The sequence below is a fragment of the Methanocaldococcus sp. genome (genome assembly GCF_024490875.1).
Taxonomy (GTDB): domain Archaea; phylum AGJL01; class Methanococci; order Methanococcales; family Methanocaldococcaceae; genus Methanocaldococcus.
Genome location: NZ_JACCLX010000026.1, coordinates 52,315 through 68,501, shown reverse-complemented (window position 1 = coordinate 68,501; position 16,187 = coordinate 52,315). Strand labels below are relative to the sequence as shown.

At 28.4% G+C, this 16,187-nt stretch carries 16 protein-coding genes; 6 read left to right on the top strand and 10 right to left on the bottom strand.

Going from position 1 to position 16,187, the window contains the following annotated elements; genetic code table 11:
- Positions 1-316: 316 nt before the first annotated feature.
- The gene (locus tag HZY31_RS05015; RefSeq protein ID WP_297318346.1) at positions 317-766 is read right to left on the bottom strand and encodes a DUF2507 domain-containing protein; all 450 of its coding nucleotides are present in this window, start codon (positions 764-766) and stop codon (positions 317-319) included.
- 134 nt (positions 767-900) lie between these two features.
- Between HZY31_RS05015 and taw2 the strand changes: the two genes are divergently transcribed.
- The gene (taw2, locus tag HZY31_RS05010) at positions 901-1,644 is read left to right on the top strand and encodes a tRNA(Phe) (4-demethylwyosine(37)-C(7)) aminocarboxypropyltransferase Taw2 (RefSeq protein WP_297318345.1); all 744 of its coding nucleotides are present in this window, start codon (positions 901-903) and stop codon (positions 1,642-1,644) included.
- A gap of 20 nt (positions 1,645-1,664) precedes the next feature.
- A complete protein-coding gene (locus HZY31_RS05005) occupies positions 1,665-1,937 on the top strand; it encodes an ACT domain-containing protein (protein WP_297318344.1) in 273 nt (90 codons plus the stop codon).
- On the opposite strand, the gene HZY31_RS05000 is transcribed toward HZY31_RS05005, so the two are convergent.
- From HZY31_RS05000 to HZY31_RS04980, 5 genes are all read right to left on the bottom strand, one after another.
- Positions 1,934-3,073, bottom strand: a complete 1,140-nt coding sequence (locus tag HZY31_RS05000) for an MFS transporter (protein ID WP_297318343.1) — start codon at positions 3,071-3,073, stop codon at positions 1,934-1,936. The two genes, HZY31_RS05005 and HZY31_RS05000, sit on opposite strands and share 4 nt — an antisense overlap.
- 69 nt (positions 3,074-3,142) lie before the next feature.
- On the bottom strand, positions 3,143-4,816 hold the full coding sequence (locus tag HZY31_RS04995) for a COG1361 S-layer family protein (protein WP_297318342.1): 1,674 nt from the start codon (positions 4,814-4,816) through the stop codon (positions 3,143-3,145).
- Positions 4,817-4,818: 2 nt separating this feature from the next.
- Positions 4,819-5,973 (bottom strand): efflux RND transporter permease subunit, encoded by a 1,155-nt coding sequence (locus HZY31_RS04990; RefSeq protein WP_297318341.1) that lies wholly within the window; start codon positions 5,971-5,973, stop codon positions 4,819-4,821.
- Between the two features lie 13 nt (positions 5,974-5,986).
- Positions 5,987-6,433 carry a GbsR/MarR family transcriptional regulator gene (locus HZY31_RS04985; RefSeq protein WP_297318340.1) on the bottom strand — a complete coding sequence of 149 codons (447 nt, stop codon included), beginning with the start codon at positions 6,431-6,433 and terminating at the stop codon, positions 5,987-5,989.
- 152 nt (positions 6,434-6,585) lie between these two features.
- Complete coding sequence (locus tag HZY31_RS04980) at positions 6,586-7,671, bottom strand: formate--phosphoribosylaminoimidazolecarboxamide ligase (protein WP_297318339.1); 1,086 nt, start codon at positions 7,669-7,671, stop codon at positions 6,586-6,588.
- 178 nt (positions 7,672-7,849) lie between these two features.
- On the opposite strand from HZY31_RS04980, the gene rnhB reads away from it, so the two are divergent.
- The 4 genes from rnhB to HZY31_RS04960 all read left to right on the top strand — a co-directional run bounded on the left by rnhB (position 7,850) and on the right by HZY31_RS04960 (position 11,389).
- A complete protein-coding gene (rnhB, locus tag HZY31_RS04975; protein WP_297318338.1) occupies positions 7,850-8,536 on the top strand; it encodes a ribonuclease HII in 687 nt (228 codons plus the stop codon).
- Positions 8,537-8,545: 9 nt separating this feature from the next.
- Positions 8,546-9,382 (top strand): tRNA (adenine-N1)-methyltransferase, encoded by an 837-nt coding sequence (locus HZY31_RS04970; protein WP_297318337.1) that lies wholly within the window; start codon positions 8,546-8,548, stop codon positions 9,380-9,382.
- A gap of 268 nt (positions 9,383-9,650) precedes the next feature.
- A complete protein-coding gene (locus tag HZY31_RS04965; protein ID WP_297318336.1) occupies positions 9,651-10,457 on the top strand; it encodes a TIM barrel protein in 807 nt (268 codons plus the stop codon).
- A gap of 20 nt (positions 10,458-10,477) precedes the next feature.
- A complete protein-coding gene (locus HZY31_RS04960; protein WP_297318335.1) occupies positions 10,478-11,389 on the top strand; it encodes a ribose 1,5-bisphosphate isomerase in 912 nt (303 codons plus the stop codon).
- Between the two features lie 1,506 nt (positions 11,390-12,895).
- Here HZY31_RS04960 and map read toward each other — a convergent pair.
- The 4 genes from map to mobB all read right to left on the bottom strand — a co-directional run bounded on the left by map (position 12,896) and on the right by mobB (position 16,175).
- The gene (gene map / locus HZY31_RS04955) at positions 12,896-13,780 is read right to left on the bottom strand and encodes a type II methionyl aminopeptidase (protein WP_297318334.1); all 885 of its coding nucleotides are present in this window, start codon (positions 13,778-13,780) and stop codon (positions 12,896-12,898) included.
- Between the two features lie 24 nt (positions 13,781-13,804).
- On the bottom strand, positions 13,805-14,908 hold the full coding sequence (locus HZY31_RS04950) for an OBG GTPase family GTP-binding protein (protein ID WP_297318333.1): 1,104 nt from the start codon (positions 14,906-14,908) through the stop codon (positions 13,805-13,807).
- Between the two features lie 125 nt (positions 14,909-15,033).
- Positions 15,034-15,306, bottom strand: a complete 273-nt coding sequence (locus tag HZY31_RS04945; protein ID WP_214399466.1) for an ArsR/SmtB family transcription factor — start codon at positions 15,304-15,306, stop codon at positions 15,034-15,036.
- A 164-nt stretch (positions 15,307-15,470) separates the two neighbouring features.
- Entirely contained in the window at positions 15,471-16,175 is a 705-nt protein-coding gene (gene mobB / locus HZY31_RS04940) for a molybdopterin-guanine dinucleotide biosynthesis protein B (protein ID WP_297318332.1), read from the bottom strand.
- Positions 16,176-16,187: the final 12 nt, after the last annotated feature.

The window sequence follows — 16,187 nt, the reverse complement described above, 5'->3', positions numbered from 1 at the left end:
TTTAAATCTTCTGATATAATTATAATCTTTTTGGCATAAAAGAAGGATAGAAAATCCTTTATTACATATTTAATTTATGAATTTATATATTCATATTCTTTTTGAGAGTAATAACAAACCCCGGTAAATTTTCAATTCAATATTATAAAATAAGAAAAATACCAAAAAAATATTACAATAATATGAAAAATTTCAAAATTGTAATATTACTATAATAAAAATTTAAAATTTTTTATTATAAAATATTAACAAATTCCGAAGTAAGTATTATACAAATATGAAAATTGGTAAAAATAGTATTAAAAATAAAAAATAATTATTCTAAAATTTTGGCTTCAAATTGACAAAAATCGTTTCTTAAACCATGGCAGTGAGTTTCTTTTACATGGACTTTTTTACCTAAGATTGATTCTAAACATCCTGCAAGAAATCCTGCTTCAAAGTAACAGTATGGTTTTCCTATATTTGGTAAGCCAGAGCATGTGATACATTCATCCAATCTAATCTGGATAGGATTTTCATTTACTACTTCTACTATACCTATTTTTAAATCTTCACAAAATTTAATAATATCATCAAATGATTTAAAATTTAGTTCTTTACCAAAATCTTTTCCTTCATTATACCATAAAATATGAGCAGCATATTCTCCAACATATTTTTCTAAATCAACAAATCTAACAATTCTAAATACTAAAGCATCTATGGTATTACCTAATTTCTCTCTTTTAGTATTTTTTAATAAATTTATAGAATTTGTTATCATACAATCTCACCTAATTATCAAATAATAAATTATAATACCCTCATTAAAATACCTATATGGCATATTAGTAATATATAAATTTATCGGAAAAATTAAAAAATTCGAAGATAAAAATCTATTAATAGGATGAGATTATGAAATATCAAAAGGTAGGAGATGTTGTTATAGTTAAAAAAGAATTAAATAAAAATGAAATTAATGAAATTATAAATAAAACTAAATGTAAAACTATTGTTCTATATACTACACAAATAACGGGAGAATTTAGAACTCCTCATGTAAAAATTTTATATGGAAGAGAAACAGAAACAATTCATAAAGAATATGGTTGTTTATTTAAGTTAGATGTATCTAAAATAATGTGGAGTCAGGGGAATATTAGAGAAAGGATAAGAATGGCTCATATAAGTAATGAGAATGAAACTGTCATAGATATGTTTGCTGGAATAGGGTATTTTACAATTCCTTTGGCTAAATATTCAAAGCCAAAGTTAGTTTATGCAATTGAGAAAAACCCCATAGCATATCATTACTTATGCGAAAACATTAAATTAAATAAATTGAACAATATAATCCCAATTTTGTCTGACAATAGAAATGTTAAATTAAAAGATGTTGCTGACAGAGTTATTATGGGCTATGTTCATAAAACTCACAAATTTTTAGATAAAGCATTTGAATTTTTAAAAAATAGAGGTTATATACATTATCACGAGACAGTAGCAGAAAAAATTATGTTTGAGAGACCTATTGAGAGATTAAAATTTTATTCTAAAAAAAATAATTATGAACTCATTAACTATAAAATAGTAAAGATTAAAAAATATGCTCCTGGTGTATGGCATATAGTTGTAGATGCTGAATTTGAAAAATTATAAAAAGATAGAGAGGAGAAAAAATGAGTAGAGTAGTTATTTCTGTAATTGGTCAAGATAGAACGGGAATTGTTGCTGGAATATCAAAAGTTTTAGCAGATAATAATGTAAATATTTTAGATATTAGCCAAACTATTTTAAATGACCTCTTTGCGATGATTATGCTTGTAGATATTTCAAAATCTAAGATAGATTTTACAACATTAAAAAAAGAACTTGAAGATGTAGGAAAACAGTTAGGAGTTCAGGTTATAGTTCAGCACGAAGATATTTTTAAGTATATGCATAGAATTTAATTATTTGTTAGATATTTTTTAATCTTTAAATAGCATAAACTACCTAAGACCAGAACTAATATAGAGGAAATTCTATACATATTAGACAATCCAACGAAATCAGCCATTATTCCAAAAATTACAGCACCAAAGAACATACCTATATTGATACTAGTTGTAAATAATCCCATTGCTTCTCCTTTTCTCTGTGGAGGAATATCTCTAATAGCCAATGATAAAGCCGATGTTCCGATCATTGACAATCCTAATGCTACATCAATTAATGAAGATATTAATGTTAAAAACTCTGAGGATACAGAAATAGAATATAATCCTATGGACAAAATTATTATTCCCAATATAATTGTTATAATTCCAAATTTATCAAATAATTTTCCCATATATCTTTGTAGTAGTGCAGATAAGATATTTGTTGATGCTATCATAAAACCTACTTGGGTTAATGTTATTTTAAAAGATACTGCATATATTGCTAAATAAGCGATAATACTTGCGTTACACATAATAGTTAATATGTTGATTATAAAAGATAACAAAAATACTTTATTTTTTAAAAATTCTATGGAAAACAGTTTGTTTATATTTATCTCTACTTCTCTCTTTATTGGCAGTTCTTCCAATTTTATAAGTGCTATGATAGATGCCAATATTGCTAAAAATCCGCATATATAAAATGGCGTCTTTATTCCATACATATCTGCCAAAAAACCTCCAATAAATGGACCAATAGCAAAACCTAAATTTATTGATGCATTAAAAATTCCCATATATTCTCCTAATCTTTCCTTTGGAGCAAGGTTAGCAACATAAGACCCAGCAATAGGAGTTACAAAAGCAGAAAAAAATCCTGTAATACTTCTAATAATTAATAATCCTAAAACAGAACCAACAATATTATACATTAGAGTAAAAACTCCATAAAAAAATGTTCCTATAACAATGAATGGCTTTTTTCCAAAAATATCTGACAAAATTCCAACTGGTATTTGAGATATAGTCCTAAATAAAGCAAAAACTCCAAAAATTATTCCAACCTCTGAATTTGTAGCTCCTAAAAGTTTAGCAAAAATAGCCAATAGAGGGGCTATTAAACCAATTCCCAACATAGTTGTAAATGTAGTAACCCATATAACCACTAAATTACTAATTTTGCCGAAGTTGTCACTAATATTCCCACCCAAAAAATTATAGAATTTGGGAAAAATTTATGATTTTTCTTTTCTATTTTTTCTAAACTTTATATATCCTCCTACGATTATGGCTAATATGATTAATCCTATTAATATCGGAACTATTATGCTTTCATTAGAACTTTTAACATTAACTACTAATGGCTTTTGATAAACATAGACATTATAATCTCCTTCATCACTGTCTCCTGCACATCTTATTTCAAGCGTTATTATATATGGCTTTGGAGGAGCAGATTTATCTACTTCAATTTCAATAGCCCCTACACCTGTTTGATTAGGATACAATGTCCCTATTGTATCTGATTTTATAGGATAGTCAAATGGCTGACCTGAACATCTAATTGCAGAGATTTTAACTCTCTCTGCCTTCTCTGATCCAATATTTTTTATTTTTATATAAACCATATTATCTTTTCCAGCAGTTACATTTACCTCTTTTGTTAATATTTCAAATAATGGTTTTGGTTTTACATATATATCAATATATTTAACTCCATTATGCTCATTATCTTCTGGATCTAAATAACTAAACTTTATTGGCAATTGATAATGCTCTGCTTTTGCATGCTTATATACATCTACAAAGAAAGAAACGGTCTTTGAAGATCCAGGCATTAAATTACCAATATCCTTTATATTACAGTTACTCCAACTATCTTTAAACGGATATTTTGTAATTAATTTTAATATTACGTTTTTCGCTTCTGCATGTCCATTATTTGTGACAGTTACATCTATTCTAACATAAGTGTCCCCAGGTTTTATTTCTTTTGGGTCAGTAACTACATTTGATATTCCTAATATAATATCTCCTTTTACATAAACTCCTAAACTTATCTGTTCTGCCTTTTTACTACCATCTTCATCAGTCCATGTAACTACTACTGGAACTTGATAAACTCCTTCAAGAAGATTTGGAGATACATGGAATTTTACATTTATAGTTTTTTCAGTATTTGGCTTTAAAGATCCAAGATAAAACTTTGTTATATCTACTGGAGAGATTGGAAGATCAGTTAATGGGACAACTGTGGGATAAATAATATCTTTTTTTTGCTCTATTGTAGTACCTCCAGGATATTCAACTGTTTTTATTTCTGATCCAACTGGTGTAGGATTTAATTTATAACCTATATATACATTAACTTCTTTTGCAGTTCCAGTTCCAGTATTTTTTATAGTTATTGGGACTACTTCTGTCTTTGCAGGAATTAAGTTTGTATTTCCACTAATTTCAAAACTTGCAGTTCCATACACTGGAATGTAATATACTTTAGTAAAATTATAATGAACAACAGTTTCCTTTCCATTGTCTTCATATACTTCGTCATAACTCACTTTAACATCTATTCTATAATCATTTGAAGGGGCATTTTCATTAACATGTAGTTTAAAGTAAGCAGTATATGTTTCCCCAGGATTTAAACTGTCAATAATAACTTCTCCTTTGATAGGATTAACCTGTTTTAACTCAAAAGGATAATGAGGAGATACTTTAATAACAATATTTTTAACTTTATTTTGGTAGTCATCATTTACTATTTTAATCCATAAATCTACATCATCACCAGGATGTATAATATGTGGTTGGTAGATGGGCTCTTCTATCTGTAATCCATAATTTGCTGATATGGTTGATATTATGAGCATAGATAGCAAGCCAATTAATAATTTTCTAAAATCCATAATTACTCACCTTTTGATCTTATTCTTTTTATAAATGGAATTATATAGTAATCTTCAATGACTATTAAAGCAGGTAATAGCGTTAAAACTACAATCATTGAAAATGTTATACCCATTGCACAAGTTTCTCCTAAATGTTTCATCAAAGGTAACGGTGCAAATACTAATGCTAAAAAACCAACTACTGTTGTTGCAGTGGTAGCCAATAACGCTGTTCCAGTTTCTACAACGGCTATCTCTATTGCTTTATCAGTAGGTAATCCTTTTCTTTTTTCTTCTTGAAATCTATGTATAAGATGAATTCCATAATCGATACCAAGCCCAAGAATTAAAGATCCTATACCAGCAGTAGCCATATCTAATGGAATTCCTAAAAGACCCATAGCCCCCCCGGTCCAAATTACTGAAATAATTACAGGTAATAAAGGTAGTATAGAAGTTATAGGTCTCTTAAAGTATGCTATTAATATTATTAAAATCCCTATAAAACCAAATATCGTTGTAAATCTTTGACTCTCTTTCATAAGGATATCTAACAAATCTCTTAATGCAGGAGTTCCTGTTGGTATGATTTCTACCCCTGGAGGTAAAGGAGTTTCATTAATTCTTTCTTTAATATCCTGCATCAATCTGACATTCTTTTTTTCATTTCCTCCAACATCTGTAAAGGCATTTATTATCATCATTGAATAATCTGAATTAAACATTCTCCTTCTTTGCTCTTCTGGAAGTTTACTTAACAATCTTTTAACTGTGTCAATATCTTGAGGTAAAACTCCTCCATTTAATTTTTCAAGAGTATCTACTGGAGAACTCACTTCTGTAATTCCATCAACAGTTCTTAAACTTTCTTCCAACTCTTTCACAGCCCTTATAACTCTTGGATCTCTTATATCTACAACCTTATTTGGATTGTTTGTCGGCACTATTTTTACTGCTAAAATTACAACATCTGTACCTCCAAATTCATCTCTGACCTCATACAATGTTTGAACTATAGGATTATTTTGAGGAAGCATTTTTTCAAAAGATGTCTGTGTCTTTATATTTGTAGCAGAAATTCCAGCAAATATTGTTATAATTAATATAATTAAAACCATAATAAATGGCTTTTTTTCAGAAAAATGTGCAAGATCTTTTAAAATCTCTCTTATCATAATTAATCACCATTTAGGACAATTCACTATTAAGAACATCTAAAATCTTTTCTGAAACCTTCTTCATTTTTTCTATTTTGTCCAATTTTTTGCTAATAAATTCTTTATTTTCTTTGTTACTTTGAGCGATATTTTTTAAAGATTCGTAAGATTCTGAGATTAGTTTATGCTTCTTTTTAGCAATATCTTTAATTGAAGAAAAATCTCCAACTGCTATATAATAGTTTTTTCTTTCTCCTTTTATCCAGACTTTTTTAATTAATCCCAGTTCTTCCAACTTTCTTAATGACATACTTACATTTCCTTTGCTAATTTTCAATTCCTCCATAATTTCAGAGATTGTCATCGGCTTTTCGTAAAAAAATAAAATACCATAAACTGCTCCAACAGACTTGCTCAATCCATGAATCTCAGCAATTCCAGAAAATAACTTAATAATAATTTCTTTAGCATTTTCCATAACAATCCCATCCGTTAGTTCAATATATTCAAAATGTTTAATATGTTCAAAAAATTTTGAACGAATTGAACAAAGTGTAATTAATTATCAGTTATATTTAAATATTACTTAAAAGTGTAAAATTGTGTCACAAACTTAAAAAATTTTAAAAGTTATGAGATTACCTTATCAATCATATTCAACTGTAAAGCCATTTTAATTTCTCTTGCAATTCTTTGTCCCATACTTAATGGCTCACCATTGTATAAGAAAGAGTATGGACTTCCATTCATAAAGGTATTAGAACCTCCATCAGTTCTTGCGCTCATTTCAAAGACAACTAATTCTAAGTATTCATTACACAAACACTGTAAGCAGAATGGACCAATCATTCCAGGAGGTATTAGTTCTTTTGCCTTACTTACTAATTTATCTCCAATTTCAAAAACTTGTGGCAATAAACTTTCTCTAATTACAACAGGAATATTTCCAGTAATTACATAACTTGGATTAACATTTAATTCTAATTGGTCTTTTGCTGGAATCCTAACTAATCCATCTATATTACTCTCATATCTTCTATCCATTCCCAACAATTCTACCTCATCCTTTAATGGAGAGTAAAAGTAGTGTATACAAAAATTAGTTCCAATAATATATTCTTCTATATGAGCATTTTCAATATCTTCATCAGTCAATATTCCTCTCTTCTTTAAATCTTCTGCCTTCTTATAAAACTCCTCTGTTGATGAAGCAATAAAGTATCCCCTCCCTCCTCTTGCTCCAGGGAATTTAACGATAACAGTTTTATCAATGTCTTCTGGACTCTCATATTTTTTAGGAACTCTTATTCCAGATTCTTTTAATAGTTTTCTCTCTAAACTTCTTTCAGATTCCCATCTTAAAATTCTTCTATTACCAAACATTGGAACTAAAAAATTGTTCTCTATATTGTCTAAACCGCAATAGGCTATAAAAGAGCCATGAGGAACAACTATAGCGTTTAACTCCCTCAACTTTTCTTGAATCTCTTCATTTTTTATATCTGAGAAATTATCGACATATATAAATTTATCAGCAACTTTAAACCTCTTGTATGGAACATCTCTTCCCTTCATAGTTATACAGACAGTAGAAAAACCTTCCAATTTTGCCCCTTTTAAAATATGTAAAGATGTATGGCTTCCCAATGTTGCTATTGTTATCTCATCTTTATTATATTTTTCAAAAACTTCTAAAATCTCGTTCTTTGAAATCATTGTATCCCTCCAAAATTCTGAAATTTTAAAAATCCAAATTTAAAAAAGTTAAATTAAGAACTATTTAAAATATCTTTTAGGGGAAATAATATAAAATCCTTACTTCTTAAATTAAGTAGAAATTTTTAAATAGGTAAAACTTAACCTTAAAAAACTTCAATTTATATTGGTGATTAAAATGATAATTATAGGAGTTGATGAGGCAGGAAGAGGGCCAGTTATAGGACCTATGGTAGTATGCGCCTATGCCATTGAAAAGGAGAAAGAAGGAGAGTTAAAAAAATTAGGAGTTAAAGATAGTAAAGCATTAACTAAAAATAAAAGAAGTCAATTAAAAAAATCTCTTGAAAGTTTGGGATACTCTGAAAAGTTAATCTTAGATGCAGACAAAATAAATGAACTAATGAACAAAATTAATTTAAATGAGATAGAACTTAATTCATTCTCAAAGGTCGTTAAAAATTTAATTAATAAATTGGATATAAAAAATGATAAATTGGAGATTTACATAGATGCTTTTAGCAATTCTGAAAAATTTGTTAATAAATTTAAAGAGTTAATTTCAGACACAATTAAAGAGAGAAATTTAGATGTTAAAATTATAGCTGAACATAAGGCTGATGCTAAGTATCCTATAGTTTCAAGTGCTTCAATAATTGCAAAGGTAGAGAGAGATAATTTGATTGAAAAATATAAAAAAATTTACGGAGATTTTGGAAGTGGTTATCCATCTGATAAAAAAACTATAAAATTCCTTGAAGATTATTATAAAAAGCATAAGAAACTTCCAGATATTACAAGGATACACTGGAAAACTTGTCAAAATATAATAAACAAATATAAACAAACAAAATTAACTTTATGAGTGATGTTTATGTTTGCCTATAAACTGTTAGTAGATGAGAGAGGGAAGAGATATTTATTAAAAAAGGATGTTAAAAAATTTGGAACAGATTTGGGAATAGTAGATTTAGAGAATGTTGAAGAAGGATTTGAACTAAAATCTCATAAAGGATATAGATTTTATTTGGTAGAGCCCACAATGTTTGATATATTAAAAAGAATGAAAAGAACTGTAACTACCTTACTTCCAAAAGACATTGGCTTTATTATAAGTATATCTGGAATTAGGGAAGGAGAAACAGTTGTAGAAGCAGGAACTGGATCAGGAGCATTAACTATGTATTTGTCAAATGCCGTTGGAAAAACTGGAAAAGTTATAACTTACGATATTAGACCAGAATTTGCCAAAGTTGCAAGAAAAAATTTATTAAGAGTTGGGGCTATAAGAAAAGGACAAAAAATTATTGGATTGGATGAAGATTTTGACGATGAGGATGAAATTGAAATAGAGGATGGTTTATTTAATGTAATTCAAAAAATTGGTGATGTTAGAGAAAAAATTGATGAAAAAGATGTGGATGTAATCGTTTTAGATTTGCCAGATCCTTGGAATGTTGTAGAGAATGCAAAAAAGGCATTGAATAAAAAAAGAGGGAGGATAGTTACATATCTTCCATACATAGAGCAGGTTAAAAAGACAGTTGAAAAACTTAAAGAAGAAGGATTCTGGGATATACATACTTATGAACTTATTGAAAGAGAGATTGAAGTTTCTGAGAAAGGAGTTAGACCTTCAACGAGGATGATAGGTCATACTGGCTATATAACAGTTGCAAGAGTTCCACCTAAACCAATTGATGAAGAATAAGAGGCACTACCGAGCGTAAGCGAGGTAATACATCCATAGGGGGTTCCACTCCCTATTGGTATACCCCCGGAGTTTTGTCTTTTTTATTTTAATTTAAGAGGCATTGCTGAGCGTTAGCGAAGCAATGCATCCCGGGTATCCCAATAGGGCGGAGCCCTATGGATTGCAAGAGTTCCACCAAAAAAGATAGAAGATGAAAATGAAAATATAGAAGAAAAATAAATAAAAAATATTTTATTTACACATTTATTATATTGAAGGGGACAATATGTTAATATTTGGCACCGCAGGAGTTCCTATATCTGCAGAGGATGAATTTAAAGGAATAGATGTTTTAAGAAAGTTAAATTTGGGAGCTATGGAATTGGAATTTGTCAAAGGAGTTTATATGAAAGAGGACTATGCTAAAAAGTTAAAAGAGTATGGAAAAGATATTGTTTTCTCTGCTCATGCTCCTCACTTTATAAATCTCAATGCAAATGAAGAGTATAAAATTAAAAATAGTATTGAGAGAATTATAAAAACTGCAAAGGTTTTAAATAACTGTGGAAGAAATTTAGTTTTTCATCCTGGATATTACTTAAAGAAAAGTAAAGAAACCACATATAATATAATAAAGTCAAACATTCAAAAAATTTTAGAAAAATTAGAATTATTAAATTTAAATATTATGTTAAGACCAGAAACTTCTGGAAGAGTATCTCAATTTGGAGATGTTGAGGAAACTTTAAATTTATGCTATGACTTAAATCTTCTTCCATGTATCGACTTTGCCCATATTTATGCAAGAAGTAGAGGAAGAATAAATAACTATGATTCCTTTTATAAGATACTTGAAAAAGTTGAGAATATGTTAGGAAAAAACGCTATAAAGGATATGCATATCCATTTATCAGGAATAGAGTATGGAAAGGGAGGGGAAAGAAGGCATCTACCTTTAAAAGAATCTGATTTTAATTATAAGGATGCATTAAAGGCGTTGAAAGATTTTAATACCTCTGGAACTGTAATATGTGAAAGTCCTTTATTGGAATATGATGCTGTTTTGCTTATGAAGTGTTATAATGAACTATAAAAATATTTATGGTGCTTAAAATGAGTGAAGACATTATAAAAGAAACTTATGAAAAAATTAAAAATATGGAAATTAGAGGGGCTGGAAGAATTGGAAGAGCGGCGGCAAAGGCTTTAAAAGAATATGCTATAAAAATCTCTCATTTAAGTGAAGAAGAATTTATAAAAAAAATGAAAGAGGCGGGAAATTTATTAATCTCTGCCAGACCTACTGCTGTCTCTTTACCAAATGCAGTTAAATATGTATTAAAAGGATTAAATGAAGATAATCCAAAGGAGAGAGTTATAGAGAGGGCTGATGAGTTTATAGAATCCTCATTAAAGGCTATTGAAAAAATAGGAAAGTATGGGGCAAATAGAATAAAAGATGGATATACAATACTAACTCACTGCAATTCTGAGGCGGCAATAAGCGTTATAAAAACTGCGTATGATGAAGGAAAAGATATTAAAGTTTTTTGCACAGAAACAAGACCAAGAAATCAAGGATACATTACAGCAAAAACTCTCTATGATTATAGAATTGATGTTACATTAATAGTCGATTCTGCAGTTAGATACTTTATGAGAGATATAGATATTGTAATTGTGGGGGCTGATGGTATAACAGCAAATGGTTGTCTTGTAAATAAAATAGGAACTTCTCAAATTGCATTAATTGCCAATGAAAGTAGAGTTCCTTTTTTAACAGCCGCAGAAACTTACAAATTTCATCCAAAAACTATAGTAGGAGAGTTAATAGAGATTGAAGAAAGAGATCCTAAGGAAGTGGTAGTATTTGAAGATGAATATAAAGGAATTAAAGTGAGGAATCCTGCATTTGATGTAACTCCCTCTAAGTATATAGATGCAATAATTACAGAGGTTGGTTTAATCCCTCCTCAGGGAGCATGGTATATAATTGAGAAATACTTTGGCTGGCTTGAAAAATAATAATCGATAGTAAAAAATATATACCTCTTTTTATAAATTAATAGATGTCCCGGGTGGCGACCTTCCGCAGGGGATGAAACCACCTCGGCAATCTACCCACAAGGCGGCCGTGCCGAGTAGCCACAACGGCTTCGATGAAGGCCACGGTTTTCCAAGGGTAGATACACTTTTTTAATACCTCAATGTGATGAAATTATTAATTATAGTTTGTTGTATTAATTGTTTTTTATATATGGATTAGTTTAAAAAACTTATCTTGTTCTTCTTTAATACCTTCCCTCGCTAAAAATTTTTATTTTTTAATTTAGAGGGTTTTAATTTGAAATTTTTTGATTTTAAAAATTTTTATCAAATTTCGAAGGGTCTTTTATTTTGATTAATTTGAATATTTAATTTTACTAAATTATTGGGATTTTTTAGAGATTTTATTTAATTGTTTTTATCTTCAATTTTCCCTGATAATTAGGTTTAAATTAAAAATTTTAAGGATTTTAAAGACAATAAACCAAAATAGAAAAATTTATATATAAGTTCGGAGGTATATAAATAACAGGGATAATTGACCCTCCGAACTATAACCCCCTATTATAGGAGAATTATAAGGTAATTTTAGAAAATTATCTCTTCAAATCGTGCCCTGTTTAAAATCATGCCCCAAAGGGGATGGAAATACTGATTGAGTTTTTAAAATTGATTGGGGGGTAATATGGTTTAAAATCATGCCCCAAAGGGGATGGAAATCTTCTTTTTCATACGATTTCTATTTAGAGATTATAGTTAGTTTAAAATCATGCCCCAAAGGGGATGGAAATTGTAGGTTTTGCTAAATTAGGGTGATGCCAAATCAAGTTTAAAATCGTTTAAAATCATGCCCCAAAGAGGATAAAAATATTTAAATTTTTTATTTTTTAATAACATAAAATATTTACAAATTTTTATATTTACATCTTTTTAAAAGTAATACTGACCCTCGGGAAATTCTTGATCTGAATATTATAAAATCATATAAATATCTAAAAAATATTATAGTAATATGAGAAATATCAAAATCATAATATTGCCATAATAAAAACTTAAAATTTTTTATGATTTGATATTATCAAGATCCATATATAAATATTATGTATATATGAAAATTTTCAAAAATAGTATTACAAATAGATATTATAAATTTAAATTTTCTGATGTAGTTGTAATATTTTTAGGCATAAAAGAAAGACAAAATATCCTTTATTATACCTTAAATTCATAGGTTTATATATCTACATCTTTTTTAAGAGTAATAACGAACCCTGGGAAAATCTTGATCTGGATATTACAAAATCATAAAAATTTTAAAAAAATATTATAACAATATGAGAAATTTTAAAATTATAATATTACTATAATAAAAAATAGAAAATTTTTACGATTTGATATTATCAAGTCTCGAGAGTAAATATTATGAAAATATGAAAATTTATAAAAATAGTATGAAAAGAGTTTCTAAAAATATAAAAGATTAAACTATCTTGTTGTTATTACTATTTCATTTTCAGTTATTAATATTGTATGCTCTGCTTGACTAACTATGCCATTTTTTCTTTCTTTTAATATTGGATAACTATATAGGCATGAAGATCTTACTAATGAATTTAACGCCAATCTCTCATGCTCATTTTTTATAACCCATCTTTCAGCAAATGGTAAATAAGCATAGTTTTTTGCTATAACTTCTAAGAGTTTCCTTGCTTGGGGTAATCTAACAGGTCTTTTAGCTAAAAATTTATATATATTCCCCGGCTCTCCATCTTTAACCATACCAAAACCATTAGTAGCAAATGGTTCTATTGCCACTAAATCTCCAACATCAATAACTTTATTAGTTCTTTCATAAACATTTGGAATATTAATTCCAGTATGTAATTCATATCTATACATAACATGTCCAGATAGATTGGATATTGGTTTAAATCCATAACTTTCAATAACTTCCTGTATTATTTTTCCCATCACTCCAATGTTCATAGGTGGATTTATCTCCTTAATAACAGTATATAAAGCATCTTCAGAAGCCTTTACTAAATCTCTATATGAGTTTGATAAATCTACTGTTATGGCTGTATCTGCAATATATCCATCAACATGAACCCCTAAATCTAACTTAACAACATCCTCATCTTTAAACTCCAAAGAGTCATTTAATTTTGGAGTATAATGTGCGGCTATATCATTAATTGATATATTACATGGAAATGCTGGCTCTCCTCCCAATTCTTTAGTTCTATTTTCAACGAATTCTGCAACCTCTAATAACTTAACGCCAGGTTTTATTAATTTTACTGCTTCATCTCTAACTTTTGAAGCAATTTTTCCTGCCTTTATAATCTTTTCATAACCTTCAATTTCCATAATTTCATCTCTTTAATTTTTAAATTATCTCTTTATAACAATTGTTAAAATATCTTCATCTTCTAATTTGTGATCTAATCCCACTCTCTGCCCAGGATGCTTTGCTGACTTACCCCAAACTTGGGCATATCTGAAATTTCTAACGAAATCCTTATGTAGTTTTTCACAAACATCTTTTACTGTAGCACCTCTTCTCATAATTAAAGGTTCATCAAAGTCAGGTTTTTTTCCTTGTGGCTTTAAGTAAATCTTTATAAATCCTAACTTTTCATAAATCTTTTCTTTCAATAGATCTAAATTAATATTTTTATTTCCAGAAACTAAAACATAATCCTTTCCAAACTCTTCCAATTTCTTTTTTATGTATTTTAGATATTCCTCATCTGCTAAATCTATCTTATTGACAACTACTAATGAGGGAATATATACTCTATTTCCTGCAACAACATCTATGAACTGCTCTAAAGTTATGTCTTCCCTTATAACTACATCTGCGTTGTGTATTTTATATTCATTTAATATTGCCTCTATAGTGTCTTCATCAATATGTGTTAATGGAACAGTAGAACTTACATTAATTCCTCCTCTATCTTTAACTTTAATTTTAACATCTGGAGGTTTTTGATCCAATCTAATCCCTACATTATACAACTCTCTTTCAATAACTGGAAGATGATCCAATGTATAAATATCAACAGTCAATAATATTAAGTCAGCACTTCTAACAGCAGATAGAACTTCTGTCCCTCTACCTTTTCCTGATGAGGCTCCAACAATAATACCAGGAGCATCTAAAAGTTGAATTTTAGCCCCTTTATATTCTAAGATACCAGGAACAATAGTTAATGTTGTAAATGCATATTCTCCAACCTCAGATTTAGCATTAGTTAATTTATTTAATAGTGTAGATTTACCAACTGATGGAAATCCCACAAATGCAGCAGTAGCATCTCCACTCTTTTTTACAGCATATCCTTTCCCTCCTCCACCTCCCCCTCTACTTTGAGCCATCTCCCTTAATTTTGCCAATTTTGCCTTTAATCTACCAATGTGTTTTTGAGTAGCCTTATTATAAGGAGTTCTTTTTAACTCCTCTTCTATTTTTTTAATCTCTTCTTCAATTCCCATAGTCTCACCAAAAAATAGAAAATACTAACATCTACTAAATTTAAAAAATTATAAAAAAATTACTATTATTAATATATAGATGGAAAATTTAAAAATAAAAAAGAGAGTGAAATAAATTGATAAATTTATAATTCATCTACTAATTTAATTATCTCTTTAACTCTATCATTTACTATGTAGTAGAAGTTCCAAGTCCCTTCTTTTCTTGCTTTAACTATCCCAGCCTTCTTTAAAATATTTAAGTGGTGGGAGATTGTTGGCTGTGGCTTTTTCAACTCATTAATTATATTACAGACGCACATGCTTCCATTGTCTGCCAACAACTTTAAAATCATTAACCTTGTTGGGTCTCCAAATGCCTTAAATATTTCTGCCGCTCTTTCATATTTTTCTTCCATTTTTTCACCTTTATTTTAATTTAAAATAGTATTTTATTATTTATTTTTAATTTAGAATATATATATTTTTATTATTATTACTGAATTTATATTTTTTTATATCGATGTTTAATTATTATCTAACTTTACTATAATACATTGATATTATTTAAATATTTCGGTATCTATTTTATCTTAGAAGTGTCTATAATAATCTTAATATTTTTTGGGTTTTCTACACCTTTCAATGTTTCAACCATTGCTTTAATCGTTTTACCTATAATCTTAGAAACAAAAGGCACAGTTGGAATTATTTTATCATCAACTATTATTTTTACTCCTTTACTTAATATACAGTCATCCCACTTTGCCTCTCCTTTTGCCAAAGCTTTAACAAATGATTTACAGTTGTATCCACAATATCCACAGTTTAAGTTCATTGTGGGAATAATAGACTTTTCTTTAATAATTTTTAGAATCTCCTCAATGTTATAGTTATAATCTTCAATAACTTTTACCGTGTGATCATCAATTAACTCTGAACCTTCTTTATCTTTTATCATAACGATTTTTGGAATATTTAATCTTTTTAACTCTTCTTTAAAACCTTCAATAATAACAAAATCTAAACCATAATCTACTAACTTTGATAAAATGTCTTCTAAACTCATATTTTTAGTAAAAAAAACTGTCTTATTTTGAGTAGATAGAACTGCTATTTTAGCTCCAGATGTGAAAAATCTATATGTATCTTTACCTATCATATCAATCTCTACATCCTTATCAGTATGTTTAATAACTCCAATTTTTTCATTGGAATGTTTTAAAATATCTTCAATCAATGAAGTTTTTCCAGAATTTTTATATCCAATAATTCCAATTACTCTCATAATTTCACCCTT